Origin of the sequence: Plesiocystis pacifica SIR-1 (genome assembly GCF_000170895.1) — a bacterium.
Classification (GTDB): domain Bacteria; phylum Myxococcota_A; class Polyangia; order Nannocystales; family Nannocystaceae; genus Plesiocystis; species Plesiocystis pacifica.
The window spans coordinates 1-26944 of the sequence record NZ_ABCS01000123.1 but is presented as its reverse complement, the minus strand read 5'-3'; the positions used below and the strand labels follow the sequence as shown (position 1 = coordinate 26944).

At 71.4% G+C, this 26944-nt stretch carries 22 protein-coding genes; 17 read left to right on the top strand and 5 right to left on the bottom strand.

The annotated features are described in order from the left end of the window. Positions 1 to 7 precede the first annotated feature (7 nt). Positions 8 to 850 (bottom strand): class I SAM-dependent methyltransferase, encoded by an 843-nt coding sequence (locus PPSIR1_RS36270; RefSeq protein WP_006976252.1) that lies wholly within the window; start codon positions 848 to 850, stop codon positions 8 to 10. A 204-nt stretch (positions 851 to 1054) separates the two neighbouring features. Between PPSIR1_RS36270 and PPSIR1_RS36265 the strand changes: the two genes are divergently transcribed. From PPSIR1_RS36265 to PPSIR1_RS36255, 3 genes are all read left to right on the top strand, one after another. Continuing rightward, a complete protein-coding gene (locus PPSIR1_RS36265) occupies positions 1055 to 2305 on the top strand; it encodes a cytochrome P450 (RefSeq protein WP_006976251.1) in 1251 nt (416 codons plus the stop codon). Positions 2306 to 2490: 185 nt separating this feature from the next. Continuing rightward, positions 2491 to 3639: an STAS domain-containing protein gene (locus tag PPSIR1_RS44835; RefSeq protein WP_198154694.1), complete on the top strand. Its 1149-nt coding sequence runs from the start codon at positions 2491 to 2493 to the stop codon at positions 3637 to 3639. Further along, the gene (locus tag PPSIR1_RS36255) at positions 3639 to 4046 is read left to right on the top strand and encodes a hypothetical protein (RefSeq protein ID WP_006976249.1); all 408 of its coding nucleotides are present in this window, start codon (positions 3639 to 3641) and stop codon (positions 4044 to 4046) included. Before PPSIR1_RS44835 ends, PPSIR1_RS36255 begins: the two co-directional genes overlap by 1 nt. 231 nt (positions 4047 to 4277) lie before the next feature. On the opposite strand, the gene PPSIR1_RS36250 is transcribed toward PPSIR1_RS36255, so the two are convergent. Further along, positions 4278 to 6206 carry a hypothetical protein gene (locus PPSIR1_RS36250; RefSeq protein WP_006976248.1) on the bottom strand — a complete coding sequence of 643 codons (1929 nt, stop codon included), beginning with the start codon at positions 6204 to 6206 and terminating at the stop codon, positions 4278 to 4280. A 53-nt stretch (positions 6207 to 6259) separates the two neighbouring features. On the opposite strand from PPSIR1_RS36250, the gene PPSIR1_RS44830 reads away from it, so the two are divergent. The 6 genes from PPSIR1_RS44830 (at position 6260) to PPSIR1_RS36220 (ending at position 12723) form a co-directional block, all read left to right on the top strand. Next, positions 6260 to 7006, top strand: a complete 747-nt coding sequence (locus PPSIR1_RS44830) for a hypothetical protein (protein ID WP_006976247.1) — start codon at positions 6260 to 6262, stop codon at positions 7004 to 7006. 66 nt (positions 7007 to 7072) lie between these two features. Continuing rightward, positions 7073 to 8533, top strand: coding sequence for a carotenoid oxygenase family protein (locus PPSIR1_RS36240; protein ID WP_006976246.1), 1461 nt, complete (start codon positions 7073 to 7075; stop codon positions 8531 to 8533). After that, positions 8530 to 9765 carry an acetyl-CoA acetyltransferase gene (locus PPSIR1_RS36235; protein WP_006976245.1) on the top strand — a complete coding sequence of 412 codons (1236 nt, stop codon included), beginning with the start codon at positions 8530 to 8532 and terminating at the stop codon, positions 9763 to 9765. Before PPSIR1_RS36240 ends, PPSIR1_RS36235 begins: the two co-directional genes overlap by 4 nt. A 3-nt stretch (positions 9766 to 9768) precedes the next feature. Then, entirely contained in the window at positions 9769 to 11016 is a 1248-nt protein-coding gene (locus tag PPSIR1_RS36230) for an acetyl-CoA C-acyltransferase (protein ID WP_006976244.1), read from the top strand. A gap of 24 nt (positions 11017 to 11040) precedes the next feature. Next, complete coding sequence (locus PPSIR1_RS36225) at positions 11041 to 12141, top strand: hypothetical protein (RefSeq protein ID WP_006976243.1); 1101 nt, start codon at positions 11041 to 11043, stop codon at positions 12139 to 12141. Positions 12142 to 12228: 87 nt separating this feature from the next. Continuing rightward, positions 12229 to 12723 (top strand): STAS domain-containing protein, encoded by a 495-nt coding sequence (locus PPSIR1_RS36220; protein WP_006976242.1) that lies wholly within the window; start codon positions 12229 to 12231, stop codon positions 12721 to 12723. A 34-nt stretch (positions 12724 to 12757) separates the two neighbouring features. Here the strand turns inward: PPSIR1_RS36220 and PPSIR1_RS36215 are convergent, their stop codons facing one another. After that, positions 12758 to 13861: an IS630 family transposase gene (locus PPSIR1_RS36215; RefSeq protein ID WP_006974381.1), complete on the bottom strand. Its 1104-nt coding sequence runs from the start codon at positions 13859 to 13861 to the stop codon at positions 12758 to 12760. Positions 13862 to 14228: 367 nt separating this feature from the next. On the opposite strand from PPSIR1_RS36215, the gene PPSIR1_RS36210 reads away from it, so the two are divergent. From PPSIR1_RS36210 to PPSIR1_RS36185, 6 genes are all read left to right on the top strand, one after another. Then, complete coding sequence (locus PPSIR1_RS36210) at positions 14229 to 14924, top strand: sigma-70 family RNA polymerase sigma factor (RefSeq protein ID WP_006976241.1); 696 nt, start codon at positions 14229 to 14231, stop codon at positions 14922 to 14924. Further along, positions 14917 to 15636, top strand: coding sequence for a hypothetical protein (locus tag PPSIR1_RS36205; RefSeq protein ID WP_006976240.1), 720 nt, complete (start codon positions 14917 to 14919; stop codon positions 15634 to 15636). Before PPSIR1_RS36210 ends, PPSIR1_RS36205 begins: the two co-directional genes overlap by 8 nt. Then, entirely contained in the window at positions 15633 to 18389 is a 2757-nt protein-coding gene (locus PPSIR1_RS36200; protein WP_006976239.1) for a CHAT domain-containing protein, read from the top strand. The genes PPSIR1_RS36205 and PPSIR1_RS36200 overlap by 4 nt, the downstream gene beginning before the upstream one ends. 102 nt (positions 18390 to 18491) lie before the next feature. Further along, complete coding sequence (locus PPSIR1_RS36195; RefSeq protein WP_157596354.1) at positions 18492 to 20396, top strand: S8/S53 family peptidase; 1905 nt, start codon at positions 18492 to 18494, stop codon at positions 20394 to 20396. Between the two features lie 106 nt (positions 20397 to 20502). Then, positions 20503 to 21360, top strand: a complete 858-nt coding sequence (locus tag PPSIR1_RS36190) for a hypothetical protein (protein WP_157596353.1) — start codon at positions 20503 to 20505, stop codon at positions 21358 to 21360. A 17-nt stretch (positions 21361 to 21377) separates the two neighbouring features. After that, on the top strand, positions 21378 to 22346 hold the full coding sequence (locus PPSIR1_RS36185; RefSeq protein WP_157596352.1) for a hypothetical protein: 969 nt from the start codon (positions 21378 to 21380) through the stop codon (positions 22344 to 22346). A 67-nt stretch (positions 22347 to 22413) separates the two neighbouring features. Here PPSIR1_RS36185 and PPSIR1_RS36180 read toward each other — a convergent pair whose 3' ends face one another. Next, positions 22414 to 23010 (bottom strand): hypothetical protein, encoded by a 597-nt coding sequence (locus PPSIR1_RS36180; RefSeq protein WP_006976235.1) that lies wholly within the window; start codon positions 23008 to 23010, stop codon positions 22414 to 22416. A 102-nt stretch (positions 23011 to 23112) separates the two neighbouring features. On the opposite strand from PPSIR1_RS36180, the gene PPSIR1_RS36175 reads away from it, so the two are divergent. Together PPSIR1_RS36175 and PPSIR1_RS36170 are read left to right on the top strand one after the other, a co-directional pair. Then, positions 23113 to 23769: an AgmX/PglI C-terminal domain-containing protein gene (locus PPSIR1_RS36175; protein ID WP_006976234.1), complete on the top strand. Its 657-nt coding sequence runs from the start codon at positions 23113 to 23115 to the stop codon at positions 23767 to 23769. A 49-nt stretch (positions 23770 to 23818) separates the two neighbouring features. Continuing rightward, positions 23819 to 24937 carry a CAP domain-containing protein gene (locus PPSIR1_RS36170; RefSeq protein WP_157596351.1) on the top strand — a complete coding sequence of 373 codons (1119 nt, stop codon included), beginning with the start codon at positions 23819 to 23821 and terminating at the stop codon, positions 24935 to 24937. 219 nt (positions 24938 to 25156) lie between these two features. Here PPSIR1_RS36170 and aceA read toward each other — a convergent pair whose 3' ends face one another. Beyond that, positions 25157 to 26431 (bottom strand): isocitrate lyase, encoded by a 1275-nt coding sequence (gene aceA, locus PPSIR1_RS36165; RefSeq protein WP_045117450.1) that lies wholly within the window; start codon positions 26429 to 26431, stop codon positions 25157 to 25159. Positions 26432 to 26944: the final 513 nt, after the last annotated feature.

Here is a 26944-nt window from a genome sequence, read left to right as displayed (position 1 = left end):
CCCCGCCTCAGCCAGGCTTGTCCGCCCGGATCAGGGCGTAGTCGCTCAGGCCCATGGCCTGGAAGCCCTCGAGCCCCAGGCAGCTGGCGATCTCCGCCTCGCTGAGCTCGATGGTCGCGTCCCGGAGGCTGTCCCCCGCCAGGCGCAGCGCCCGGTACTTGGCGCAGCCCGGGAACACGTACTCGCGGATGGAGCGGGCCTCGACGTTGACGAAGCCCGCGGCCTCGAGGTGTCTGCAATATTCATCGCGGTCGTACATGTTCACCAGCGGGACGCAGCAGCGTCGAAGCACCATTCGCGTCTTCCAGTCAAAGCCCTCGACGTCTCCCGGCCAGGGCAGACAGTCTGCAATGGACAAGGTGCCACCTGGGCGGAGTACGCGGAAAGCCTCGGCGAAGAACTGCACCCGCGTATCGAAATGAAAGGCGCTCTCGAGGGCGGTCACCTTCGAGAAGGACGCCGCCTCGAAGGCGAGCTCGGTGGCCGAGCCCAGGCGAAAGTCCAGGCGCCCGCCGAGGCCTTCGCGCGCGGCCCGGGCCTGGGCCTGCTCGACGTGCATCGGCGAGATGTTGACCCCGGTGATGTGCTCGACGGCGTAGCGCTCGAGCCACAGGAAGTCCTGGTCACCGAAGCCAAAACCCACATCCAAGACCCGATCCTGGCGGTTTAGCTGGGCTTGCTCCCCCAGCAAGGTGGCGAGCGCGGCCGCGGCCTCGGGGTAGGTCCGGGCCTGCTCCCAGTAGCCGAGGTTGAGCCAGGTCGGATCGTCCTCGCGGCCCGCGTCCATGCCCAGGACGATGTCTCTACCGATGAACTCGTAGTAGTCCGCGGGGTCCTTGCTGAACAGCACCCGCGGAGAGCGTATGATTTTTGTGAGGATCTTGAGTGCGATTCCCATGTCGTATCTCCCAAACGCCGAGATCATGGTGCGGCGTTGGAGGGACTCTATCATGATATGGGGGAGGGCGCTTTCTCGGGCAGGGAGCATCATCACGGGTCGATGCCATTCGCACGAGTTGCCGTCTTTGGTCGTGTCGATTATCGTGACCCCACGATGGATACACAGACCTTTGAGTTCAACCCCGACAGCGAGCGCTTCTCGAGCGATCCCTACTCCGACTACGCCTGGCTGCGAGAGCACGCGCCGGTGTTCGACTGGAGCGCCCGGGGGGCCCTCGTGGTGTCGGGCATGGCCGAGCTGCGGACCTACTTCGGCGAGCCGCGGCTCAGCGCCGACGCGCGCGAGTGGGAGCTCTACCCCGGGGACGCGCTGTTCGAGCAGCCCCGCTACGCGGCCTGGCGGCGGATCAAGCGGGCGGGGGTCGAGCTGGCTCCGGCTGACCACGCGCGCGTGCGCAAGCTAGCGAGTAGAGCGTTGACCCCCAGCGGCGTGCGGCAGATGGAGGCGACGGTGCAGGCCGCCGTGGACCAGGCCATCGCCGAGCTGCTCGAGCGAGACGAGGAGGTCGTCAACATCTGCGAGTTCGCCGAGCGCATCCCCCTCGAGGTCATGTGCCGGTTGCTGGGCGTCCCCGACGAGTTCCGCGGTCAGTTCCGCCGCTTCGCGCAGGCGATGATCCGCTCGCTCCAGCCCTTCGGCGACATCGAGGTGCTCAACGGCATCGCCGACGCGGTGGCCGAGGGCGTCGCCATGCTCGAGCAGATGATCGGCGAGGTGCGCTCGGCCAGCGTCCGCCCCGACAACCTCTTGGGCGCGTGGGTCGAGGCCAACGAGGACGACGAGCGCCTCAGCGACGACGAGATGATGGCCCTGGTCGCGGTGCTGATCATCGCCGGCACGGACACCACGGTGCACGGGACCTGCTACGCCATCCACGGCCTGCTCTCGCACCCCGAGGCGCTGCGCGAGCTCCGGGCCGAGCCCGAGCTGCTGCGCGGCGCGATCGAGGAGACCCTGCGCTGGGACGGCTTCGGCAAGCTCGCGCTGATGCGCTACGCCACGGAGAGCTTCGAGCTGTGCGGGACGCCGGTGCGCAAGGGCCAGATGGTGATCGGCCTCGGCGGCGCCGCGAACCGTGACCCCAAGGTGTTCAGCGAGCCCGACCGCTTCGACATCCGCCGCGATCCCCAGGCCAACATCACCTTCGGCCACGGGCGTCGCTACTGCCTGGGGGCGAACCTCGCCCGCACCGAGATGATGCTCGCGGTCCGCAGCCTGCTGATCGAGCGCTTCCCCGAGGCCGAGCTCGCGGGCCCGGTGGTCATCGATCACCGCAACCCGATCTTGCGGGCGATGACCCAGCTGCCCCTGCGCCTGGGCCCAGATCACGGTTCGCGGGGCTGAGGGCTCGCCGCCCGGAGCCTCGTCGCTCGCGTCCCGGACGCCCCGCGGGTCCGGACGCGGCGAGCCCTCGGCGTGGCGAGGCTCGGGCCCCTCCCGTCGGCGTGGGTACGCCACTCTCCAAATAACCATACCGGAGTGCCTCGCCATCTGATACGACAGACTCCACAATGGTGGAGGTCGCCGAGATGCCGTCGCTCGAGCATGTGCCCGCGTGGGTGTGGTTGGCCAGCGACGCCGGGGACTTCATCCAGTCGAGCGCCTACGTCCACGCGCTGACCGGCGGCCCCGACCGCGCCCCGGCCAACTGGTTCGCCGCGCTCGGGCCCGCAGAGGCGGCTCGCTTTCGGGGGGAGCTCGCCGCGTGCAGACGAGCGGGCGCTCCGCTGCGCCGCTTTCGTCACACCCTCGCGCTCGGCGATGGCGCGCCCATCGAGGTCGAGACCGATTGCTCGGCGCGCGAGCTGGCCGACGGCGCAGCGGTCCTGGCAGGGGTCACCCGGGAAGCTCCGCCGCGCTCGACCGCGGCCGAGAACGCGCTGGTCTACCTCAACGAGCTCCCGATCTTGCTGGCGGTCACCGACGACCGCGGGACGACCGAGCTGGTCAACAAGACCGTCCTCGACCCGCTGCGGTTGACCCCCGAGAGCGTCCGCGGCGTGCCCTTCGACGCGCTGCCCTGCTGGGTCCACGACCCCGGCGTGCAGGCCCGTATCCGCGAGGCCATCGTCGAGGCGAGCGAGGGCCGCGGCGTGGTCGTCGAGCTCGAGGCCCGCTTCGCTGGCAGCACGCTCCCGATGAAGTACACCTGCGACCCGCTGTTCGACGACGAGGGCGAGGTCTCGACGCTCCTGCACACCGGCACGCCCTTGGTCGAGCAACGGCGGATCCGCACCGAGCTCCAGCGCAAGCTCGAGATCATCGAGCGTCAGGCCCAGGCGATCCGCGTGATGAGCACCCCCGTGCTCCAGGTCTGGGAGGGGGTGTTCGTCATCCCGATCATCGGGACCTTCGACGCTGCGCGCAGCGAGGCCCTGATGGAGGCGACGCTCGGTCACGTGTCCGCCAGCGCGTCCCGCTTTGCGATCCTCGACCTCACCGGCGTCGATGCGATCGACGACAACATCGCCGATCACCTCCGACGGGTCGTCAACAGCGCCCGGCTCGTCGGCGCGACCTGTGTCTTGACGGGGCTGAGCCCGACGATCGCCCAGACCCTCGCGGGCCTCGACGTCGATCGGTCCAAGGTCGTGACGCTCAGGAACCTCGAGAGCGGGCTGCGCTATTGTCTGCGCGCGCTCGCAACCCGTGAGAGCAGCCAGGAGAATCAGACCTGATGGAAGAATTCTACGCCAAGGGAAAAGTCGTGCGGGCGCTCGTCGACCCGAGCATCCAGGCGGTCATCGTCCACTGGAACTACCTCAGCAACGACGACATCCTGCGCGAGTGCACGGCCGCCCAGCTCGAGCAGGTCCAAGCGGGCGCGCGCAGCATCATCGTCGACGTCTCGATCGCCCGGGGGATGCTGTCGGAGGCCGCGCAGCGCTACTTCCAGGACGAGTTCTTCCCCGCCCTCGCCAAGGCGGGGCTGCGCGCGGTGATCACCGTGACCCCGCGGCGCGAGCTCGCGCTCGCGGCCGCCGAGCACTGGACGAAGACCGGGGAGCTGTTCACCTTCGGCATGTACGAGACCTCGGAGCTCGCCGCTGCGCGGAAGCTCGCGGGTCAGTTGGCGAGCGCCTGAGCGCGGACCCTCCGAACCCGCCCCGGGAAAAGGAGATTGGCAATGTCAATACTACGTGGGTCGTGCGGTCTGTTTCGAACATGAAGGCGTGCTCTCGAAGCTACTGAGCGCGCGGTTGCGAGGTCCTCGGCGCAAAGGCCTTGTCCGCGCTAGCGAAGCCTCTCGAGGTAATCGCACGCCCTCGCCATGAGCGAGCGGAGGTGGGCGGGGCGCATCGACCTGCGCTGAGGCTCAAAAGCCGGCGAGCTCGAGCAGCATCCAGCCTTCTTCGGAGCGCGCCAGGCCGAGGATCGCCGCCTCGCGCTCGCGCCAGACCTTGGCCGCCCCGGCGTCGCCAGCCCACTCGGCGACGTCCGCCCGGGCGCGCAGCACCGATCGACCCCGGCCGTCGAGCTGATCGACCACGAAGGCGTCGAGCCACACGTCGAGGGTCCCCGGGGCGGCGTCGTCCCGGGGCCAGCCGCCCATGCCAGCGAGCACGCGCATGCCGAGCTCGGGGTGCTCGAAGCTCAGCTCGGCCTCGGCTCCGCGAGGGTCTCGGGGGAGGGAGGCGCTGCTGCCGAGCTGGAGGGCGAGGGTCGAGATCCACAGCTCGAGGGTCGCGCCGGCCTCGTGGTGCATGAGGCTCTCGGAGGCGTCGCGGAGCCTGGTCGCGCGCTCGTAGGCGGCGTCCGCGAAGCCGGCCTCGGCGAGGGCGCGCAGCTCCACGAGGGCGAGGCTCTCGCGCTCGGGAGTGGGGACGAGCAGCCAGGGGTGGCGCGCGTCCATCATGGTTTGGGCGTGGGTCAAGGTGGTGCGGACGTCGACGGCGTCGGTCTCGAGCAGGAGGCCGGGGCCGAGCCAGCACAGCGAGGTGGTGTGCAGCTGGTAGTCGGCCAAGCGCGCGGCGCGACGGGCCTGCTCGTGCTGGCCGCGGCGATGCAGGGCCACGGCGGCCTCGGCCGCGAGCAGGCCGACGGCGCGGCGGCGGACGAGGACGTGCGCCTCGGGCTCGTGGGCGGCCAGGCGCTCGGCGGCCCCGAGCAGGGCCTCGGGGGCGTAGGTGAGGGTCTTCGTATCTTCGCCGAAGCCGTCGCCGAGCAGGGCGCCGCGGGCCGCGAGCAGGACGAAGGTGGGGATCGGCGGGGGAGTGCGGTTGGCGAGGTGGGCGTCGACCTGCTCGGGGGAGATGCCCTCGCGGACCACGGCCTGGGCGAGGAGCGAGTTGTAGTCTTTGAGCCCGGGGGTCTCGGTCAGCCACTCCCAGGCCGAGATGCGCCCGTTGGCGGCCTCGCGCGCGGCGTGCCAGCCCGCGAGCGGGGAGCTGCCGTAGGTGTCGAGGTACGCGCGCCCGTCGACCTCGCCGGGCGTGTCGGCGGCCACGGCCTGGCAGCCCAGCGCGACCATGCGATCGCGGTGGTCGGTGAGCAGGCGCGCGCGACCCAGGGACGCGAGGGGCCGATCGCTGTCGCCGAGCAGGCAGGACCACGCGATCCGAGCGACGCGGCTCTCGCCGCTGTCCTTGGCGTCCTCGTGGGCGCGCAGCGTGGCCGCGCACTCGAGGTCGGCGAGGGCCGTGGCCGCGCGCAGGGGAGGGCCGATGGGCGCGCCCTCGGTGTGTCCGCAGCGGTCCTCGAGGGCGACCGCGAGGGCGCCGAGCTGCAGGGCCTCGGTGCGCGGGTCGAGGAGACGCTCGACGTCTTCGTCTCCGTCTTCGACCTCGATGAAGATGGGTTCTCCGACGGGGGCGTCGAGGAAGGCTCGAGCGTGGCGGTCTCGAGCCTCGGCGTCGACGGCCGAGACGGCGCCGCGCAGCTGGGCGCGGGCGCGGAGGAGCTCGAAGCTCAGCGCCAGGGCCTCGGCGTCCGCGGCCGTCTTGGGGTGTTTTCGCGCGACTCTACCGATGGCGCCCTCGCAACGCCCCGGTACCCAGGCCTGGGCGCACGCGTGGAGGCGATCGGTGGCGCCAAAGAGCTGCTGGGCGGCGAGCTGCCGCGCGCCGAGGAAGGCGCCGACAGGTCCGCCGACGAACAGGGCGACGCCCCCGACCCACAAAAGCGCGCGGCGCAGATGTTCGCTGACGCCGGCGCCCCGACGCATGGCCTGGAGCTGCTCGAGCTCCTCGTCGACCACCCCGACCTCGGGGATTTCGAGCTCGACGGGGCCTTTGGGATCGCTCACCTTCGCACCTTAGCAAACCCGCGCTCGCGCGCAGCCGCTGGTAGCATCGCGGGGTGGAAGACCTCGACACCCTCGAAGCCGAGCTCGACAGCTACCCGCAGCCTCTCGCGGCCATCGAGGCGTGCTGGGACGGCGACGTGCACGGCTGGTTCCTGCGGCTCTACGCCGTGTTCGAGGGCGCGAGCGCGGACCATCCCCGCTACACCTCCAAGCAGCTGCGCACGCTGACCCAGGGCGGGATGCTGCGCCTGTTCCACCGCGAGGACCCGCCCTGGCCCGAGGCGCGCATGGCCAACGCGCTGGGCGAAGCGCTCGCCAGCAAGCGCGGCGTGCCCTTTTATTTTCCGGCGCCGATGCTGCCCGACGATCAGGTCGCGCGGTGGTGGGATCGAGATGAAGCCCACCGCTGCTCGGACTGCGGCGTGGCGCTGCGCGATGGCTACGTCGGGCGGCCGTGGCCGTGGCCAGGGGCCTGCGCCCAGTGCATCGCCGCGCGGGTGCGGGCGGGCGCGGTCCACCTCAACGTCCACCTCACGGGCGTCGACCTCGACACCGCCGAAGAGTTCGAGGCCCAGCGCGACCCCTGGTTCGCGGCGATCGTAGACGCGAAGGTGGGGCTGGTGAGGCTGGTCAACGCGCTGTCGGACTCGGAGCTGTGGGTGATGCTGGTGGTCGATGGACGCGACGTCGGGGTCGACGCGGTGCTGCAGCACCTCGAGGCGAGGGGACAAAAGGGCGGGGCGGTGGTGACCGTCGACGGCATGGACGGGCGAGCCGAGCGGGTCTGGCCGCCCGGCTAGGAGGCCCCATGGACCGGCGCGAGGCCCCGCTTGTCAGCGCCGGGGGCCGGGCAGTAGGCTGTCTTCGTGGCCGGCGCGCGCGACTTCATCGACTCCGATATCTATCTAAACGGCGATTACGAGCCCGTTCGAGCGGAGTCTGCTCCCGGGTCCGCCCTCGAGGTGCTCGAAGGTCAGATCCCCGCCGGGCTGCGCGGCACCTTCGCGCGCAACTCCAGCAACCCCCGCTTCGAGCCGCCGCGTCCCTACCACTGGTTCGACGGCGACGGGATGATCCACGCGGTGCGCTTCGCCGACGGGCAGGCGCACTACCGCAACCGCTGGGTGCGGACGGCGGGCTTCGCCGAGGACGAGGCCGCCGGCGAGGCGAGGTGGACGGGCCTGCTCCAGCGCCCCGACCCGGCCCGCCTGCGCAGCCCCGAGGGGCCCTACAAGAACACGGCGAACACGGACCTCATCCACTGGCAGGGCGAGCTGCTCGCGCTGTGGTGGATGGGCGGCGGCACGCCCTACCGCGTCGACGCGAGCACCCTCGAGACCAAGGGGCGCTTCGAGGGGGCGGGGAGCTTCACGGCCCACGCCAAGCTCGACCCGCGCAGCGGCGATCTGGTGTTCATCGACTACGCCGAGCGCCCGCCCTTTTTGACCCACGGCGTGCTGACCCCCGAGGGGCAGCTGACGCGCACGCCCGTCGAGCTCCCGGGCTCGCGCCCCCAGCACGACATCGCGCTGACCGAGCGCTACACCGTGCTCCTCGACGTCTCGATGTTCGCCGACCCCGAGGCCCTCGCCCGCGGGAAGGTGCGGATGCGCTTTTTCCCCGATCAGCCCACGCGCGTGGGCCTGTTCGATCGCCGCAGCCACGAGCTGGTGCGCTGGTTCGAGGTCCCCGCCTGCTACGTCTACCACTACGCCAACGCCTGGGAGGTGCGCGAGGCCGACGGCGGCGAGCAGGTGGTGATCCACGTGTGCCGGATCCGCGATCCGCTGATGTACCAGGCGATGCCGGGTCGCTCGGAGCGGACCGTGCCCCGCATCGCCCACCTGCGCCTCGAGCCCGAGCTGGTGCGCTGGACCCTGGACCTGGGCACCGGCGAGGCCACGGAGACCGTCGTCGACGATAGCCTGGCCGAGTTCCCGCGCGTCGACGATCGCCTGCTCGGGGCGCCCTGTCCCGCGGTCTACCTGGCGATGCTCGCCGAGCGCGAGTCGTTCCGCTTCTCGGGGATCCGGCGCGTGGACTTGCGGGGCGGTCCGCCGGTGGAGCGGCGCTACCCCGAGGGCTGGTACGGCGGCGAGGTGTCCGTGGCCCCGCTCGAGGGCGCGAGCGCCGACTCGGACGCGGACTGCGTGCTCGTGACCTTCGTCGGCGAGGCGGCGACGGGGCGCTCGGAGCTGTGGTTGCTCCGCGCCGACACCCTCGAGACGGTCGCGCGCCTGGCCGTGCCCGCCCGCGTGCCCTCGGGCTTCCACAGCCACTGGGTCCCCGCGGCGGCGACTGACGCGGCCCGCGAGGCGGCGCAGTGAGGCCGGTCTACGTCCTCGGCGGCGCGCAGACGGACTTCGCTCGGCACTGGACCCGGGAGGGCCTGGGGCTGATCGACGGCATGCGCGAGGCCATCGAGGGCACCCTCGAGGCCGCGCAGGTGGACGCCGAGCAGGTCCAGAGCGTCCACGTGGGCAACTTCGCGGCCGAGCGCTTCGCCGACCAGGGGCACCTCGGCGGCCTGGTGGTCGAGGCCTGCCCGGCCCTCGAGGGGCGACCCTCGGCGCGCCACGAGGCCGCCTGCGCCTCGGGCAGCGTGGCCCTGCTCGCCGCCCGGGCGCAGCTGCTCGCGGGCATCGGCGACGTCGCCCTGGTCCTCGGCGTCGAGCTGATGCGCAACGTCCCGGGCCGGCTCGCCGCCCAGCACCTCGCGCCCGCGGCCTGGGCTCCCCACGAGACCGAGGGCGTCGACTTTCTGTGGCCGCAGGTGTTCAGCGACCTGGCCGAGGTCTACGCGCGCCGCTACGGCCTCGAGCGCGCCCACCTCGTCGCCCTGGCCCGGCAGGCCTTCGCCAACGCCAAGCGCAACCCCCGGGCCCAGACGCGCAAGTGGACCGTGGGCGAGGCCGAGCTCGCCGAGGACGACGCCAAGAACCCCGTCGTCGCCGGTCGGACCCGGCGCTACGACTGCAGCCAGATCACCGACGGCGCGGCCGGGCTGATCCTCGCGAGCGAAGCTTTCGCCCGGGACTGGGCGAGCCGCCGGGGCGTGAGCCTCGACGCGGTGCCGCGGATCCTCGGCGTGGGTCACCGGACCGCGCGCATGTCCTTTCGGGGCAAGCTCGCCGACGCCGAGGCCAGCGGCAGCCCTTACGTCTTCCCCCAGGTCCGCGGGTGCATCACCGACGCCCTGGGCCAGGCTGGGCTCGACTCGTGGGCGGGCCTCGACCTGGTCGAGACCCACGACTGCTTCACGAGCACCTTCTACATGGCCATCGACCACTTCGGGCTGACGCCGCCCGGGCGCAGCGGCGAGGCCATCGACGCGGGCGTGGTCGCGCCCGGCGGAGCGTGCCCCTTCAACCCCTCGGGCGGGCTCATCGGCCTGGGCCACCCCGTGGGCGCGACGGGGGTGCGCATGGTCCTCGACCTGGCTCGGCAGGTCCGGGGCGAGGCCGGCGACTGCCAGGTGCCGGGGGCGAAGCGGGCGGCGAGCTTGAACATCGGCGGGAGCGCGACGACCTCGGTCTGCGTCGTCGTGGGGCGGGGCTGAGCGGTGGGCAGCGCGGGCGAGGCCTACCTGTTCGAGGCCGTGCGCACGCCTCGGGGTCACGGGGGCGAGGCCGGCGCGCTGGCGGGGGTCCGCCCCGTCGAGCTCGTCGGCCAGCTGCTCCACGCCCTGGGCGAGCGCGGGCTCGATCCGACGGCCGTCGACGACCTGGTCCTCGGCTGCGTCACCCAAGTCGGCGACCAGGGGGCCAACGTCGCCAAGATCGCCGCGCTGTGGGCGGGCTGGCCCGAGGCCGTGCCCGGGCTGACCCTGACCCGCTTTTGCGCCTCGGGCCTCGACGCCATCGGCACGGCCGCGGCCCGGGTCATCGCCGGCTTCGACGGGCTCATCGTCGCGGGCGGGGTCGAGTCGATGTCGCGGGTGCCCATGCTCGCCGACCGCGGCGCGTGGTGGATGGACCCGGAGGTCGCCGAGCGCACGCGCTACGTGCACATGGCCCTGTCGGCGGACCTCATCGCCAGCTTGGACGGCCACGGGCGCGAGGCCCTCGACGCTTGGGCGCTGCGCTCCCACGTCCGGGCCCGCGCGGCCTGGGCTGGCGGGCACTTCGCGCGCTCGATCGTGCCGGTGCGCGGAGCCGACGGAGAGGTCCTGCTCGGTCAGGACGAGCGCGTCAAGGCAGACCTGAGCGTGGACGCGCTCGCGGCCAAGCCCCCGGTCGCCGCGACCTTGGCGAGCGCGGACCCTGCCGGGGTCGAAGCGGGCGTTCGGCGGATCCACGCGCGCTACCCCGAGCTCGGCGAGGGCGGTCTGCGCCACCTCCACTCGCGCGCGACGGCCCCCGCGGTGGTCGACGGGGCCGCCTTGGTGGTCGTCGGCAGCCTCGAGCGCGGGCGGGCCCTCGGCCTCGAGCCGCGGGCCCGGGTGGTCGGCTACGCGGCGGCCAGCGTCGAGCCGGTGATCATGCTGACGGCGACGGAGCCCGCCTGCCGTCGGGCCCTCGCCCAGGCGGGCCGTCGCCCGGGCGAGGTCGAGCTGTTCGAGATCAACGAGTCCTTCTCGGCGACCGTGCTGCGGACCGTCCGGGCCCTCGAGGTCGACGCGGAGCGGGTCAACGTCCACGGTGGCGCCATCGCCATGGGCCACCCCCTCGGCGCGAGCGGGGCCATCCTCGTGGGCACGCTGCTCGACGCTCTCGACGAGCGCCGGAGTGTCCAGGAGTCGGGCCTGGGCGTGGCGACGCTGTGTGCCGGAGCGGGGCTGGGCACGGCGGTGGCCATCGAGCGCTGCTGAGCCCAGGCCTGCTACCCTCGGCCCATGCGGACTTCCAGGCTCCTCGTTCTCGTCGCCTGCGCGGCGCTCGGCTGCGTCGACGAGGACCCAAACGTCGTCGAGAACCCCCTGACCAACCCCGAGTCCGGTCCGCCCGCGGGCAACCCCGATGGCGCGTGCGCGGTCCCAGACGACGCCCTGCCGGCGGACAGCAGCACCCCCGACGAGGTCGTCGGCGAGGGCACGCCCGAGTCCTGCACGAGCGCGGCCTTCGTGGAGGCCGTCGCCCGCGGCGGGGTCATCACCTTCGACTGCGGCCCCGACCCGGTGACCATCACCCTCGAGCAGACCGCGAAGGTGTTCAACGACACCGGCCCCGAGATCGTCATCGACGGCGGCGGCCTGGTCACCCTCAGCGGCGCCGGTGCCCGGCGCATCCTGTACATGAACACCTGCGACGAGGCGCAGGTCTGGACCACGCCGCACTGCGACAACCAGGATCACCCGCGGCTCACGGTCCAGAACATGACCTTCGTCGACGGCAACTCGACGGGCGAGGAGCCCGGCGGGGGCGGGGCCATCTTCGTCCGCGGCGGCCGCTTCAAGCTGGTCAATACGCGCTTTTTCAACAACACCTGCGAGGCGGTCGGCCCCGACGTCGGCGGGGCCGCGGTGCGGGTCTTCGATCAGTTCGAGGATCGCCCGGTCTACGTGGTCAACAGCACCTTCGGCGGCGCGCCGGAGCTGGGCAACCGCTGCTCCAACGGCGGCGGGCTGAGCAGCATCGGCGTGTCCCATACCGTGCTCAACAGCCTGTTCAGCTACAACGAAGCCATCGGCAACGGGGCCAACCCGGCGCAGGCGGGCACGCCCGGGGGCGGCAGCGGGGGCGCCATCTACAACGACGGCAACACCTACACGCTGAGCCTGTGCGGCACGAAGATCGAGCACAACCACGCCAACGAGGGCGGCGGGGCCATCTTCTTCGTCAGCAACGACCTGAGCGGGAGCCTGGTGATCGAGGACTCCACGCTGTGCGACAACCCCAGCGAGGGCTTCGAGACCCAGGGCTACCCGGGCATCTTCGCGCTGGCCAACGGCGACCCGCAGGTCAGCGGGTCGACGCTGAGCGAGTCCTGCGAGTAGCCCGCCCTGGCCCGAGGGGAGCGCCCGCGGGCGCTGGACGGCTCGGCCTCGACAGGGTGGGGCGCGGACACTATACCGAAGGTCGGTATGGGGTCTCCCGGCGACGACGTGGACGAGCTCGCGCGCTTGCGGGCCGAGCTCGACGCGACGCGGGCCGAGCGGGACGCGGCTCGGGAGCAGCTCGGCTACGCGCAGGACCTGATCGCCTCGCAGCAGCTGATGATCGAAGAGCTCGGCGCGCCCTTCATCCCCGTCTCCGATGGCCTGGCGATCGTGCCCCTGGTGGGCCCCTTCGAGCGCGCCCGACTCGAGCGCCTGGGCGCGCAGCTGAGCGAGGCCGTGACGGCCAGCGGGACCCGGACGGTCGTCCTGGACCTGACGGGGGTGGGCGTGCTCGAGCCGGGCGGCGAGGCGGCGCTGGTCAACTGCGCGCGGACCCTCGACCTGCTCGGGGCGCGGACGATCTTCACGGGCATCGGCCCCGAGGTCGCGCGCGCCCTCGCGGACAGCGAAGAGCCGGCCCTCGACGACTTCGAGTATCGCCGCAGCTTGAGGCGCTTGCTCGAGGTCCGCACGCGCTAGTGCCCTGTCTCAGTGATAACTTCCAAAAGTCCGGTCACTTGGTTAGCCGTCCATGGACTCGAGTGGTCCGCTGACCGAAGCGCTTGACGGAGTCGAGGATCTCGTCAGCAGTCTTAGTCCACTTGAAAGGGCCGTACTCCTCGTTGTGGACCTCGATGTACTCGCAGATGGCTTTGCGAAGCGCAGGCACACTGGTGAAGGTTCCACGTTTGAGCGCGCGCTCGGTCAGAAGCCCGAAGAAGCGCTCGACGAGGTTGAGCCATGACGAGTAGGTCGGCGTGAAGTGAAGCTGGAAGCGAGGATGGCGGACGAGCCATCGCCGTACTTCGGGAGCCTTGTGGGCCGAGAGGTTGTCGAGGACGATATGGACCTCGAGTCCGTCCTCGACGTGCTTGTCGAGCGTCCTGAGAAAGTCAACGAAGTCCTTGGCTCGGTGCCGCTTCTTGGTCCGCGCGATGACTTCGCCGGTTGCGACATTGAGCGCGGCGAACAAGTCGAGGGTGCCGTGGCGCAGGTAGTTGTGTGTCTGCCGCTCGGGCATGCCGAAGTCCATCGGCAGCACGGGCTGAGCACGCTCTAGCGCTTGGATCTGCGGCTTCTCGTCGACCGCGAGGACGATCGCATTCTCGGGCGGGTTCATGTAGAGTCCGACGATGTCGCGGACTTTTTCGACGAACTGTGGGTCGTTCGAAAACTTGAATGTCCGCACGATATGAGGCTGAAGGCCGAACGCACGCCAGATTCGGCTAACGGTTGACCGGCTCATACCTGCTTGCTTCGCCATCTCCCGTGTACTCCAATGGGTCCGGCCCTTCGGCTTCGTCTCGAGAGTCTTGACGACGACCTCTTCGACGTCCTCATCCGAGAAGGTCCGAGGGGCTCCGACGCGAGGCTCGTTGAGCAGACCCTCCGCGCGCTTTTCGATGAAGCGCCTACGCCACTTACCGACAGTCTTGCCCGAAGTCCGAAGCCTCCTGCCAACGTCGACGTTGGAGTGCCCCTCGGCGCAGGCAAGAATGATCTTCGCTCGGTGGGCCAGTTCACGGTTCGTTCGAGCCCGGCGTGCAAAACGCTCGAGCTGCTCGCGCTCTTCTTCGGTCAGCTTCAACTCAGCCTTCGGGCGTCCCGTGCGTGCCATGTTCAGGCTTAGATCACAGGCGCTCGACTTTTGGAAGCTTTTTCAGAGACAGGGCACTAGCAGGCCGGGGATTTTCTCGGCGCGGGCCACAGTGCGTCACCGGCGTGCGAGACCGCGAAGCCAAAACGAAGCTGTACCGGGTGTACTGCGAGCTTTTGGCGACAAAGGACTCGCGCGTCGGGGGCGTGCTGTGGCTCGTGTCGAGGAAATCCCCGGCCTATCGAGAAAGGCAGCCGCCCACGGGTTCAACGCCAGCTGAGTCCGTGGACGACGCTTTCCTGGATCATGGGTCCCGGCGTGGCCGGGGTGGGCGACTGCTAGCGACGGGGTCATCGACAGCGCTGGGTTGCGGCGATAAGGTGTCTCGATGCCGCGAGGCCGAGACGCCAGGGGCAGCTCCGAGGCTGACGCCGAGCTGGTCGCGGCAGCGCTGAGCAACTCGTTCGGCGCCCGTCGTCGCCTCGCCGAGCGTCTGCTCGACGTGATCCAGCGCGAGGTGGCGGTCGTGCTTCGACGCTACGCGGCCAGCGTCGGGCGGGACGCGGGGCAGGAGGTCCGGGACATGGTTCAGGAGGTGTTGGTCTCGCTCTTCGAGCACGACGCGAGGGAGCTGCGGCGCTGGGATCCGGCGCGCGGTCGAGCGCTGGACAGCTTCGTGCGGCTGATCGCGCGGCGACGCGTGGCGCGGATCCTCGGCCAGCGCCGCGGCAACCCCTGGGCCGATCTTCCCCTCGATCCCCAGACCATCGAGGACGATCCGGCGGCGGATCGCGAGGCCACGGGGCTCGCCCTCTTGCTCGAGCAACGCAACGAGCTCGACGCCGTCCTCGACGCGCTCTATGCCCGGATGAGCGAGCGAGATGTTCAGCTGTTCGAGATGCTGTTCGTGCGCGAGCTCAACCCCGGGGAGGTCGCCGAGGCCCTCGGGATGACGCGGCAGGCGGTCAACGCCTGGAGCTACCGCACCCGCAAGCTCGCCCGAAGCCTCGTTCTGGGCGATCCTCGCCGAGCTTCGTCATCGACGCGAGACTCGTCGACAAAGGAACAGGTGGACCATGGATGAGGAGCTCCTCCGTCGCCTCGGGCGGCGCCAGCGCGACGATCTCGAGGCCGAGCCGGAGGTCGGGCTGCCCAGGCCCTTCGAAGGTCGAGAGCGGGAGCTCCTCCTCGACGAGGTCTTTGCCCGCCTCGGGGGAGAGGGGGAGGCCGAGGGGGAGACCGGCACGGAGACCGAGCCGGAGCCGGAGGCCGCCAAGACCGTCGAGCTGCGTCGCCCTTCGCGGCGCGCCGTCGTCGTGCTCGCCTCGCTGCTGGCCGCGGCCTCGGTGTTGCTGTGGTGGGGCGTGGCAGGGCGCGAGCCCGCTCCGCAGCTGGCCCAGCTGCCGAGCTACGAGATCACTCGTCTCCAGGGCGGGGTCGTCAGCTCGCGCGCGGAAGCGCCAAAAGGCGAGCTCCCGACCTTGCGGGCCGACAGCGCCATCGACTGGGTGTTTACGCCGGCCCAGGCGATCCGTTCGCCGCTCGCCGTGGCCATGGGGGCGCGGTCGGTGAGCGGGGGAGAGGTCTTCGCGCCGCGGGTCGACGCCGAGATCTCCGCGGAGGGAGCGGTTCGCCTGCGCGGCGACCTGGATGCCTACCTCGAGCTCGAGGCCGGACAGTGGACCCTGCTCGTGTTCGTGGCGCCGCCGGATCGGCTCCCCAGCGCGCTCGTGAGCGGTGACGACACACAGGCTTGGCAGACGATCGCGGTTGACGTGAAGATCGTCGACGAGTGAACGCGCGCGAACGCTTCTCTTCGTGGCCCGCGGCCCTGACTCTGCTCCTGACGCTGGCCCTGACCTGCGACTTTGGCTGCGAGGCTCGAGCTCCGGCGGAGCATGGCCGTGAGGTGCTCGCGCCGTTGCCGGCGGTCGAGCGACCGAGCATCGAGTTCGCGGGCTGCCGAGACCTTCCCAGCGAGAGCGTGTGCGTGTTGGCGGCGGAGCGCTCGACCCGGCTGCAGATCTGGATCGACGTGCAGGCCCAGGCCGCGCTGCGCGTGCGCGTCGACGGTCGACCGGTGGCGTTTGAGCGCGCGGCCGTCGACGGCGGGCTGCGCCTCACCCTCGAGCTCTCGGCCGAGGCGAAGCAGGTCCGCGTCGAGGGCCGCGAGCCGCCCTGGCGCGAGCCCTTCGACCTGGCCGTGGAGCGCGAGAGGGTCCCCGCGGTGGTCGCCGCGGCGAGGGCCCGGGTCAAGAGCGGCGATCCGGCGCAGCGCGGAGAGGCCATCGTCGAGCTCGAGGCCGCGCTCGGCGAGCTCCGCGACGAAGAGCAGCTCGCCGCGCTGCAGCTCCTGCGTCGCCTGCACTACGGCAGCCCCGAGGCCCTCGCCTACACGGAGCAGGCCGCCGAGCTCGCAGACAGCCTCGGCCGCGGGCGTGACCTCGCCGATGCTGCGGTGGCGGCGGCCTACGTGCACCTCTACTCCCGCGGCGATCTGGTCGCGGCGCGGCGCTGGGTCTCACGCCTCGAGACCGTCGAGGGCCCGGAGGCGCGGGCCTGGGCCAACTACTACGGCGGTTTGCTCGCCCACCGGACCGGTGACCTCGGCGAGGCGATTCGGGCCTTCGAGCGGGCCCGAATCGCGGCGGAGCGGGTCGGCATGATTCGCGATGTGCTCGGGGCCAGCGAGATGCACGCTGCGTTGCTCGCCGAGCTCGGTCGGGGGGAGGAGGCGTTGGTCAGCGCCCGCGAGACGCTGGCGCTCGGCCGCGCTCCAGGCCTCGGCTGCAGCGATCGGGCGCGCGTGCTCGGCAACGTGGCCTGGACCTACCTGGTGCTGGCCAGGGCCGGCCGTCCCCACGATCGGCCCCGGCCGCTGTTGCTCGAGCAGCTTGGCTTGGTCGACGAGGGGGGCGCGTGCCCGGACACCACCGAGGCCTTCTTCGCCCGCGTCAACCTGGCCTACGTCGCGCTCGAGGAGGGGGAGCCCGAGGAGGCTGGTCGCTGGCTGGCGGGCTTGCCCGACACGCTCCCGCTCCCGCTGCAGGCCTGGGCCGAGGAGGCGCGGGCCCGGGTCGGGCTGGAGACCGGGCGCGACGAGCTGCTGCCGCCCTTTGGTCGACGCTCGCCGTCGGCCCTCGAGATCGGGCTGCGCTGGACCACGGCGCTGCGCGAGGCCGAGACCCTCGAGCGCTTCGGCTTCGTCGACGCGGCCACGGTCAGCTACATGGAGGCCGAGGGGCTCCTCGACGAGGCCGGCTCGACGCTGGGCGTGGACGTCGGCCGCGAGCTCTTCCTCGGCGGGCGCTCGGCGAGCGTGCGGGGCCTCGTCGACTTGCTGATCCGGGGCGGCCGCGTGGACGAGGCCCTGTGCCGAGTTCGCCTGGCCCGGGGACGCGAGCTGCGGGCCGTCGATCAAGCCGCGCGCATCGCCGGCCTCTCGGACGCCGCTCGCCGCTCTCGCCGGGTGGCGCTCGAGCGCGCGCTGACGCTCCGCGAGCGCGCCGCCGCAGCCAGCCGCGAAGACTGGCAATTCTCCGCGCCCCAGCGCGCGCATCGTGAGCAGCGGCGCGACGATCAGCTCGCTGAAGCGGAGGCCCTGCTCGACGAGGCCCTCCGCCTGGTCGGCGGCAGCGGGACCCCGACCCGCTGCGAGGAGCTGCCTTCGCCGGTCGCCGGCGAGGTGACCCTCGCGCCCTTCGAAGCCGACGACGGGGTGTGGCTGTTCCTCGCCGACGACGGGGGGGTGGTCGTCGAGCGCGGCGAGGGCGACGCGCTCGCGCAGTTGATGGCCAGCCCGCGACTGCGCCCGCGGATCGAGGGCGCGCGTCGACTGCGGGTGCTCGCTGGCGGGGAGACCTGGTCGCGGTCGCTCCACGCCCTGCCCTTCGGTGGGGGCGTGCTCCTCGATGTGGCCCCCCTGGTCTACTCCCTCGATCTCCCCGCGCGGGCGAGGGGGGAGCGCGGCGAGGCGCTCGCGGTGGTGGTCGCGAACCCGTCGAGAGATCTGCCCGAGGCCGAGGCCGAGGCCGAGGCCGTGGCGAAGGCGCTGAGCGCTCGCGGCTGGGCGGTCCGCACCCTCGTCGGTGACCAGGCCACGCGCGCGCGCCTGAGCGCCGAGCTCGGCCAGGCGCGCCTGTTCCACTACGCCGGCCACGGGACCCACCGGGGGCGCAGCGGCTGGGACGCGGCGCTGCTGCTCCACGACGGCGACACCCTGAGCGTCGCGGACGTGCTCGCGCTCCCGCAGGTCCCGGAGCTCATCGTGCTCTCGGGCTGCGAGACGGCCACGCTCAGCGCCGACACCTTGGCTGGAGGCATGAACCTCGGTCGAGCCTTCGTGCTCGCTGGGGCCGGGTGGGTCATCGCCGCCGAGGGGGAGGTCGACGACGCGCTGGCGCGTGAGGTCGGCGAGTCGCTCCATGCCGAGCTGGAGCTGGGGGCCGGGCGCATCGACGGCGCGGCGACGCTGCGCCGGGTCCAGCTGGAGCTGCGCGCCCGCGAACCGGCGCTCGGGTGGGGCCGCTTTCGCGTGGTCGTGCCCTGAGCCCCGGGATCGATCAAACTGGGCACCGCGCTTCATCACGGCGCCGCGGGTGTCATCGGGGCCCGCATCGTCGCGAATGGAGGGGTAATGGAGTGCGAGCCCATGAGTCACGAATCACGACGTCTCTTTCCCTGCCTGTTCATCGCCACCGCCCTCCTCGGCTGCGTGCCCGAGCTCGAGGAGGAGCAAGGCGAACTGCGCGTGAGTCCGACGGTGATCGAGGCGATCCGCGACGCGGCCTGCGTCGATGAGCGCCGGGTCGCGTGGGCGCCCGTCGGGCAGGGGCCGTGCCCGATCGTCAACGGCTGGGAGGCGAGCAAGCTGTTCGAGGACGGCCCCGGCCAGCTCGGCAACTACTGCGTCTACGAGGGCGCCGGCGGCCAGGGGGTCAGCGCGCAGCAGCTCGAGCTCCTCGACGCCCAGGTCCTGGCTCAGCACCGGGACTGCGAGGTCGTGTTCGAGCAGAGCAACGACCCCTTGTCCACGGCGCTCGCGCCCACGCTGCAGGCGGCGTTCTACGATTCCGTCAACCGAGCCGACGCAGAGGACCTCGACCTCCCGGTCAACGAGGGGCTGCGCGCTCCCGTGACCGTTGCCGTCGTCGACACGACCCCCGACCCGGTCCCCGTCGACGCGCGCTCGGAGCACGGCGAGAGCATGGCGGCCTTCGTCCACGACGTCGCCTGTCCGAGCGGCGCGGGGCTGAGCTGCGCCGTGGGGGTCCGCAACGAGCTGGGCATGCCGCGCATCGAGGGCCGGCTGATCGATCCCGTCAACGGCGGCTTCTACGGCTCCTTCGTCGACCTCGCCCGGGGCATCTACCGGGCCGTCGAGGACACACCCGCCAACGCGAAGTTGGTCATCAACCTGAGCCTGGGCTGGGAGCCCGAGTTCTTCGGCGGCGACCCCTCGACCTCCGTGCCCATCGACGCGGTCCACTCCGCGATCGAGTACGCCCGCTGTCACGGCGCCGTGGTCATCGCGGCGGCCGGCAACGCCGGGCACCTGTGCGAGACCGGGCCGCTGCTGCCGGGGGGGTGGGAGCTCGACGACGCCCCGAGTGCGCTGCGCTGCGCCGAGCTCGACGTCGTCAACCCGGTGATCCCGACGGCGACCTACAGCCCCCTGGTCTACGCCGTCGGCGGAATTGGCTACGACTCGAAGCCCGCGCCGACCTCCCGCTCGGGGAGCATGCCGCGGCTCGTCGCCACCGGCGTACACGGCGTCCCCAACCTCGCCAATCCGCGCTCGGCCCTGACCGGGTCCTCGGTGCCGACGGCGGTGGTCTCGGGCACGGCCGCGCTGCTGTGGTCGTTCTATCCGCAGCTCAGCGTCGAGCAGCTCATGCAGACCATCTACTTCAGCGGGGAGATGCTCGGTCCGGACGCCGCGGTCGTCGGCGTCGACGCCTGGGTCAGCGAGGTCCGCCGCCTCGACATCTGCGCGGCCGTCGAGGCCGCCAGCGCGCGCCTCGACACCGCGGAGCTGCCGGCGCCGCTCGGCTGCCTCGAAGAGGCGCCCGAGGCCAGCATCGAGGATGTCCTGCCCCTCGTCGAGGTGCTGCCGACGACCTCGTTCGCGCCGATCTTCAGCACCCCGGCGCAGCCTTGCAGCTCGGGCTGTGTCAGCGGGTCGGTCCACGCCGCCGACGGCGTCGCAAAGCCGGCTTGCCCGGCCCCGGTCCCGCCGACGCTGCCCTTCGCCACGCCCCAGCCCACGCACCCGGCCTGCCCCAGCTGCACCATCGACCCCGGCGACGCCAAGGTCTACGCGTCCCTCGACGACGAGTACGCCAGCTACACGATCGAGGACGTGATGGTCACCGTCTACGAGGGCGCCACGCCGACCTTCTTCCGTACGGGCCCGACCCTGCTCACGAGCGCCGGCGTCGAGACGATCGAGCTCGAGTCGGACCGCGTGCCCCCGGCCGCAGACTCGGCGACCATCACCATCACCTTCGCCGAGCTCCCGCGGCCCAACGAGAGCACGCTCATCTTTGTGCCGTAGCGGGCTCCCCGAGCTGGCGCGTAGTGCCTGACACGGGGCCTCGCGGGCGACTTTTTCCGTCGCGCCTCGTCATCGCGGGGTCGGCCTCTGCCAAGGGGTGAGTGAGATGAGGATCGACAAGTACACGATACCGTCAATGGTGCTGCTCGGGGCTCTGCTCGCCGCGGGCACAGCCGACGCCGCTCGCGAGGGCACGCTCTACTACGTGAACGACTTCGACGGAGCCGACGCCTGCGGCGGCTCGGACCTGAGCTGGGGAGACGACACCGTCGGCTACCTCGAGGACAAGCTCGACGACTGGGGCTTCGACAGCGTCTACTACCACGGCAACCGCTGGCTCGACTTCGAGGACGTGAGCGACGCCGATGAGAACGTCAACGGCGAGGACGAGGTGTCCTCGCGGGGCATCGACAGCGCCGACATCGGGATGATGTATTCGCACGGCGGCAAGAATTGCTCCGGCAGCCACTACAGCTCCGTCAAGATGGGCGACAACGACGGGGCCTCGTGCACGCTCTTGTACAGCTCGTCGGCCGCCGGAAACGACAGCTGGTGGGGCGACACGGACCTCAACGCGATGATCATCGACACCTGCTCCTCGGCGCAGTGGTGCGTGTGGAACAACAGCGCCTACTTCCACGCCGACGGCAACTTCGCGACCTTCTTGGGCTTCCACGGCCTGAGCTACGACAGCCGCAAGCACACCAACAACTTCGAGGACTTCGTCGACAACTCTCGCTACAACGGCCTCGGCGACAACTGGGTCGACGAGCTCACCCGCCGACCCATCGGCTCGAACAACGACGAGTGCGCCGTGGCGATCATCTTCGAGGACTCGTCCAGCGACGCCGACTTCACCTTCGACTACATGGGCTTCGACGACTGGAAGACGCCCGGATCCCACTCGACCAGCTACTACTACTACATCAACGGATGCGATCCGGACGGGGGCAACGCGCTGTGAACACCCACGACTTCACCATGTCTCGCTCTCGCTTTCGCGGCGTCGCGCTGGTGGCGAGCTTGAGCCTCGGGCTGCTGGCCTCGGCCTGCGTCGAGGAGCCCCTAGACGAGGCCGACGAGCTGTTCCGCGCCGAGGGGGACGGCGCCATCGAAGACCCCGAGCCCGCTCCGCTGCCGCCCGAGGACGAAGGCAGCGAGCAAAACGCCGGAGTCGAGGGCCCCATGACCATCGACAGCGCCGGCGTCGGGCAGCTGCTCGCCGTCGGCGGGGTCGGCCCCAAGCTCCAGGCCCAGGCTCAGGTCGACTACACGAGCCCGGCGATCGTCGAGCAACCGGGGGCCAAGATCGAGGCCCTGACCGAGGAGCCGATCCTCGACGCGGGCCTCGTCGACGGCGACCTCGTCGGCGTCACCCCGAGCTACCGCTTTAGGGTCTCGACGAGCGGCGACCAGCTCCTCATTCGTCACCGCTCGCGCCGCTTCAGCGACGTGCCGGCGTCGGCGGTCGTCCCCGAGAGCGCGATCTTGCAGCAGGCCACGGCGGACCTCGCCCTGCTCGGCGTCAACCTCGGAGCGGGGCAGACCCTGAGCGTCGATCGCCTGATGCGGGCCGCCTCGACCAACCCGCAGCAGCCCGAGGCCGTCGCCTACAAGGTCTTCGTGAGCCTCGAGCTCAACGGTCGGCCCGTCTCGGGGCCCAAGCTGGTGCTCTCCTACTACCTCGACGGCGAGCTCCACAAGCTGTCCGCCCACTGGCCGGAGATCCACTCGGGCCCGCCAGCGCCGCCGCCGGCCGCTGCGATTCAGAGCCAGGTCTTCGCTGCTCTGTCCACGCACCCGCTGGGCGCCGAGAGCAACCCGCTCACGGCCGACGCCTACCTCGTCGTGGTCGGCGGGCAGCTGCGCCACGTCGTGGCGATCGAGGGCCTGCTCGACAATGGCCTCGGCGACGGTCGCTACGGCGAGCTCGCGGTCTTGCTGCCGTAGCGCTCGACCCACAGGGCCGCTGAGCATCGCCGCACGACGAAGCTCAGCGGCTCGCTACAACGGCTCGCTAGCGCCAGCGACACGTGAACACGTTGAGCGTGGGGCTCTGCGCGCGGGTCTCGACCTCGACCTCGCGCGCTCCGGCGAGCTCGACACCGGCGATGATGGCCCCGGCGTAGGCGTGGGCGATCGGCTCGGGGCAGTGGTTCGCGGGGACGACGTGGTGCAGCACGGCTTCGCGGGGGCGGATCTCGATGGGCTCGAGGGTCGTGCCCTGGTGGAAGTTGCGCCAGCGCGCGGCGGCCTGGGAGATGATCTTGCGCGGCCCGACGAGGCGAAACATGACGCGGTAGGCGAAGTGCTCGAACAGCTTTCGGTTGCTCTCGATGAAGTGGTCCATGAGGGCCTCTTCGGTCGCGCACCACTGGGTCGCGGCGTAGACCAACCACACGTGCATGTAGACCTCGGGGACCCACTCGTTGGGGCGGTGGGGGCGAGAGATGAACTCGACGAGCTCGGAGGGCAGCCCGCGCTCGCCTCCGGGGGGACACAGATCGAGGCTGCGCTGCACGGCCGACCACTTGATCTTGCACTCGGGGTGGGAGGCGAGGCCCTGGGGGAGCTTGGCGAGGTAGGCTTCGACAGCTTGGGCGCCGGCCGGCATGGATCGATTGTCGTCGCCGCGGCGGACCGGGGTCCAATGGGAAATCGCGGTGGTCGGGGAGTCATTTGCCGGGAGCGCGAGGCGAAGCTGGTAGGCTGAGCCGTGCCGCACCTTCGAAGCTCCCGCCTCCGCGCCCTGTTTGGCCCCGCGTCCGCGCTCGCGCTGGTCGGCGCATGCTCGAGCCCGCAGGCCGAGCGCGCGCCCGCACCAGCGGCGGACCAGGAGGCCCCCGCGGCGGCGCAGCAGGCCGTCGAGGAAGAGGTCGAGGACGCCGAGGACAAGGACGCCGCGTCCGCGTCCAGGTCCGCGGCCCCGGGGGGCAGTCCAGCAGCCGCGGACGTCGACGCCCTCGCTCCCACCGAGGAGCGCGAGCGCAAGGATGCCTCCGGCGATGGCTTCGGCGCCGTCGCGGGCGTCGAGCTGCGCGAGATCGAAGCTGGCGACGGCCTGGGCCGCGACCTCATCCGCCGCGCCGCGAAGTCCAACGAGGCCGAGCTGCGCAGCTGCTACACCGCCGGGCTGACCCGCGACCCGAGCCTGCGCGGCGACGTGATCGTCGAGCTGACCATCGACGCGGGGGGCACGGTCGGCGCCGCCAAGCTCGTCGACGGCAGCCTGAGCGAGGGCGAGGTCGGCGAGTGCGTGCGCGCGGCCATCGAGGGCTGGACCTTCCCGAGCCCCGAGGGCGGCGCGTCCGTGAAGGTGACCTTGCCCATCGAGTTCAGCCCGGGCTCCGACGGACGCCCGAGCCGAGGGTGAACGCGAGCGGCGGGATCCACGCGACCCCATCTCGTGGTGTGATCGGCCCGTGCGCATTCGAGCAATTGTCTGGTTGTCGTTGCCGCTGACCGCTTGCTACGTGGGCGTGCCCGAGGGCAGCGGCGACGCCACGAGCCTCGACGACGACGTGGGCGAGACCCTCGGCGAGGGCTCTGGGGAGTCGAGCTCGAGCTCGAGCTCCGGGGAGTCGGGCCCAGGTGAGGACGAGTCGAGCTCGGAGTCGGGCCCCGGCGAGGACGAGTCGAGCTCGGAGTCGGGCCCCGGCGAGTCCACCGAGGACGAGAGCACGGACAGCAGCGACAGCGAGGAGGAGGGCTCGACGAGCGAAGACACCGGGCCTCAGCCGATGACCGTGTGCGAGCGCTGGAACGCGGACCGGGCGGACATGAGCGAGGGCAGCTGGAGCGGATCGCTCAACGGCTGCAACGCGGGCGACATGGACGCGAGCTGGCGCGAGCGCTCGCTGACCCTCATCAACCTCTACCGCTTCCTCGCCGAGCTGCCCCCGGTCACGACCTCGGCCGAGCGCGACGCCATGGCCCAGTCCTGCGCGCTGATGATGGACGCCAACGGGGCCCTGAGCCACAACCCGCCCATGGGCTGGACCTGCTACTCCGCCGACGGGGCCCAGGGCGCGGGCAGCTCGAACATCGCGGGCACGGCAGCGGTCGCGGCCGTCGACCTCTACATGGTCGATCCGGGCAACGAGACGACCATCGGCCACCGGCGCTGGATCCTGTCCAACTCCCTCGGGCCCACGGGCATCGGCTCGACCGACGGCTACTCGTGCATGTGGACCCTGGGCGGCAACGGCAACGCCGGCAAGGCCTGGACCGCCTTCCCGACCCCTGGCGAATTCCCCTTCGAGGCCATGAACCCGCTGTGGTGGGGCGGCGGCCTCGACGAGACCGGGTGGACGGTGCAGAGCGACTCGATCGCCCTGAACGGCGCCCAGGTCAGCGTCAGCGTCGGCGGCCAGGACTACCCCGTCGCCGTCACCAACCTCGCCGGGGGCTACGGCAGCACCAGCGCGATCAAGTTCACCCCCCAAGGCTGGAGCGCCGAGGCGGGCACCACCTACCACGTCGAGGTCACCGGCATCCGCGAGCCGATCGTCTACGACGTCGAGGTCGTCGACTGCGGGTGAAAAAAGAGGCCGGCCCCGCGCGAACGGGGCCGGCTTCAGTGCTGCGTTGCCCGGGTAGGGACGAGAGGAAGTCAGGGACTGTGGACGAGTGGCCCCCGCGAGCGGGGGCAAGCACATGCGGTCAGAGGAGACAGGAACACCATTGCCCACCGGCCAAAGCGCAGGAGCGGAGCGACGAAGCGGCCCCGGTCCGAGGTGCCTGCGGGGGCAAAGCAGAACTCAGGTGCCGAACTGCTGGGCCTCGGTGCTCTCCTTCATGGCCAGGGTCGAGGCCTGGCCGCCGGTGATCACCTGGGTCACGCGGTCGAAGTAGCCCGTGCCGACCTCGCGCTGGTGGCGGACGGCGGTGTAGCCCTGCTCCTCGGCCGCGAACTCGGCGACCTGCAGCCGGCTGTAGGCGGTCATGCCCGACTCCTTGTAGCCGCGGGCGAGCTGGAACATGGAGTGGTTGAGGGCGTGGAAGCCGGCGAGGGTGACGAACTGGAACTTGTAGCCCATGGCCCCGAGCTCGCGCTGGAACTTGGCGATGGTCACGTCGTCGAGCTTGCGCTTCCAGTTGAAGCTGGGCGAGCAGTTGTAGGCCAGGCGCTTGCCCGGGAACTGGTCGTGGATGGCCTCGGCGAAGCGGCGCGCCTCGGCCAGGTCGGGGGTCGAGGTCTCGCACCAGATGAGGTCGGCGTAGGGGGCGTAGGCGAGGCCGCGGGCGATGGCGGACTCGAGGCCGTCGCGGACCCGGAAGAAGCCGTCGGGGGTCCGCCCGCCGGGCTCGATGAAGCGGCGGTCTCGCTCGTCGACGTCGGAGGTCAGCAGCTTGGCCGAGTTGGCGTCGGTGCGGGCGATGAGCACCGTGGGCACGTCGCACACGTCGGCGGCGAGGCGGGCCGCGGTCAGGGTGCGGACGAACTGGCTGGTGGGCACGAGCACCTTGCCGCCGAGGTGGCCGCACTTCTTCTCGGACGCGAGCTGATCCTCGAAGTGGACCCCGCCGGCGCCGGCCTCGATCATGCCCTTCATCAGCTCGAAGGCGTTGAGCGGCCCGCCGAAGCCGGCCTCGGCGTCGGCGACGATGGGCGCGAGCCACTCGCGGGTGGTCTCGCCGCTCTCCGATCGCTCGACCTGGTCGGCGCGCAGCAGGGCGTTGTTGATGCGCTTGACCACCGAGGGCACGGAGTTGGCCGGGTAGAGGCTCTGGTCTGGGTACATCTGCCCGCCGAGGTTGGCGTCGGCCGCCACCTGCCAGCCCGAGAGGTAGATGGCCTCGAGGCCCGCGCGGACCTGCTGGACCGCTTGGTTGCCCGTCAGCGCGCCGAGGGCGTTGACGTAGGGGCGCTCGCCCATGAGCTGCCACAGGCGCTCGGCCCCGCGGCGGGCGAGGGTGTGCTCGACGACCACGGAGGGGCGCAGGCGCTCGACGTCGGCGGCGTCGTAGGAGCGGGTCACGCCCTCCCAGCGGGCGTCGGTGAAGGTCACGGCGGGTTGCTTGGGCTCGGTCATGATTGCGGTCCTTGGTGTTCGGGTCGTTGAAAAGAGAAGTTGTTGGTCGAGCGGCAGGAGGGCGTAGCCCGACCGCCTGGGAGGGCCTGCGAAGGCCTCCATCGAGACTAGAAGGGCAGGAGGGCGTAGCCCGACCGCCTGGGAGGGGGACCCGTGACGGCTTTGCCGGCGCGGGGGAGGGAAGGTCGCGGCGACTTGCAAGCTGGCGGGGTCGGCCTCGGCCACGGGCTGGTCGACGACGCGCACGACCCAGGGCGCGCGGCTCCACAGGTTGATGGGCGGCTCCCAGGTGTAGCCCGCGATCATCCACGTCCCGGGCGAGAGGCCGTCGAGGTCCCACACGACGGGCGCTTCGGCGGCCTCGAAGGTGATCGGGCGGCGCGCGTCGTCGGGGGTGATCCGCGCCCAGCAGCCCGCCCACTCCGCGCTGGTCTCGAGGGTCGCCTCGGGGTCGTCGAGCAGGGCCGGATCTTCGCCGACGGTGATGGCCCGCTCGAGGTCCGCGACGCTGAC

Coding starts and splice junctions, on each gene's coding strand:
- PPSIR1_RS36265 (WP_006976251.1), top strand. CDS start 1,055: ATGGATACACAGACCTTTGAGTTCAACCCCGACAGCGAGCGCTTCTCG.
- PPSIR1_RS36185 (WP_157596352.1), top strand. CDS start 21,378: ATGTCTCGCTCTCGCTTTCGCGGCGTCGCGCTGGTGGCGAGCTTGAGC.
- PPSIR1_RS36195 (WP_157596354.1), top strand. CDS start 18,492: ATGAGTCACGAATCACGACGTCTCTTTCCCTGCCTGTTCATCGCCACC.
- PPSIR1_RS36255 (WP_006976249.1), top strand. CDS start 3,639: ATGGAAGAATTCTACGCCAAGGGAAAAGTCGTGCGGGCGCTCGTCGAC.
- PPSIR1_RS36210 (WP_006976241.1), top strand. CDS start 14,229: ATGCCGCGAGGCCGAGACGCCAGGGGCAGCTCCGAGGCTGACGCCGAG.
- PPSIR1_RS36190 (WP_157596353.1), top strand. CDS start 20,503: ATGAGGATCGACAAGTACACGATACCGTCAATGGTGCTGCTCGGGGCT.
- aceA (WP_045117450.1), bottom strand. CDS start 26,431: ATGACCGAGCCCAAGCAACCCGCCGTGACCTTCACCGACGCCCGCTGG.
- PPSIR1_RS36225 (WP_006976243.1), top strand. CDS start 11,041: ATGCGGACTTCCAGGCTCCTCGTTCTCGTCGCCTGCGCGGCGCTCGGC.
- PPSIR1_RS36180 (WP_006976235.1), bottom strand. CDS start 23,010: ATGCCGGCCGGCGCCCAAGCTGTCGAAGCCTACCTCGCCAAGCTCCCC.
- PPSIR1_RS36215 (WP_006974381.1), bottom strand. CDS start 13,861: ATGGCACGCACGGGACGCCCGAAGGCTGAGTTGAAGCTGACCGAAGAA.
- PPSIR1_RS44835 (WP_198154694.1), top strand. CDS start 2,491: ATGCCGTCGCTCGAGCATGTGCCCGCGTGGGTGTGGTTGGCCAGCGAC.
- PPSIR1_RS36205 (WP_006976240.1), top strand. CDS start 14,917: ATGGATGAGGAGCTCCTCCGTCGCCTCGGGCGGCGCCAGCGCGACGAT.
- PPSIR1_RS36220 (WP_006976242.1), top strand. CDS start 12,229: ATGGGGTCTCCCGGCGACGACGTGGACGAGCTCGCGCGCTTGCGGGCC.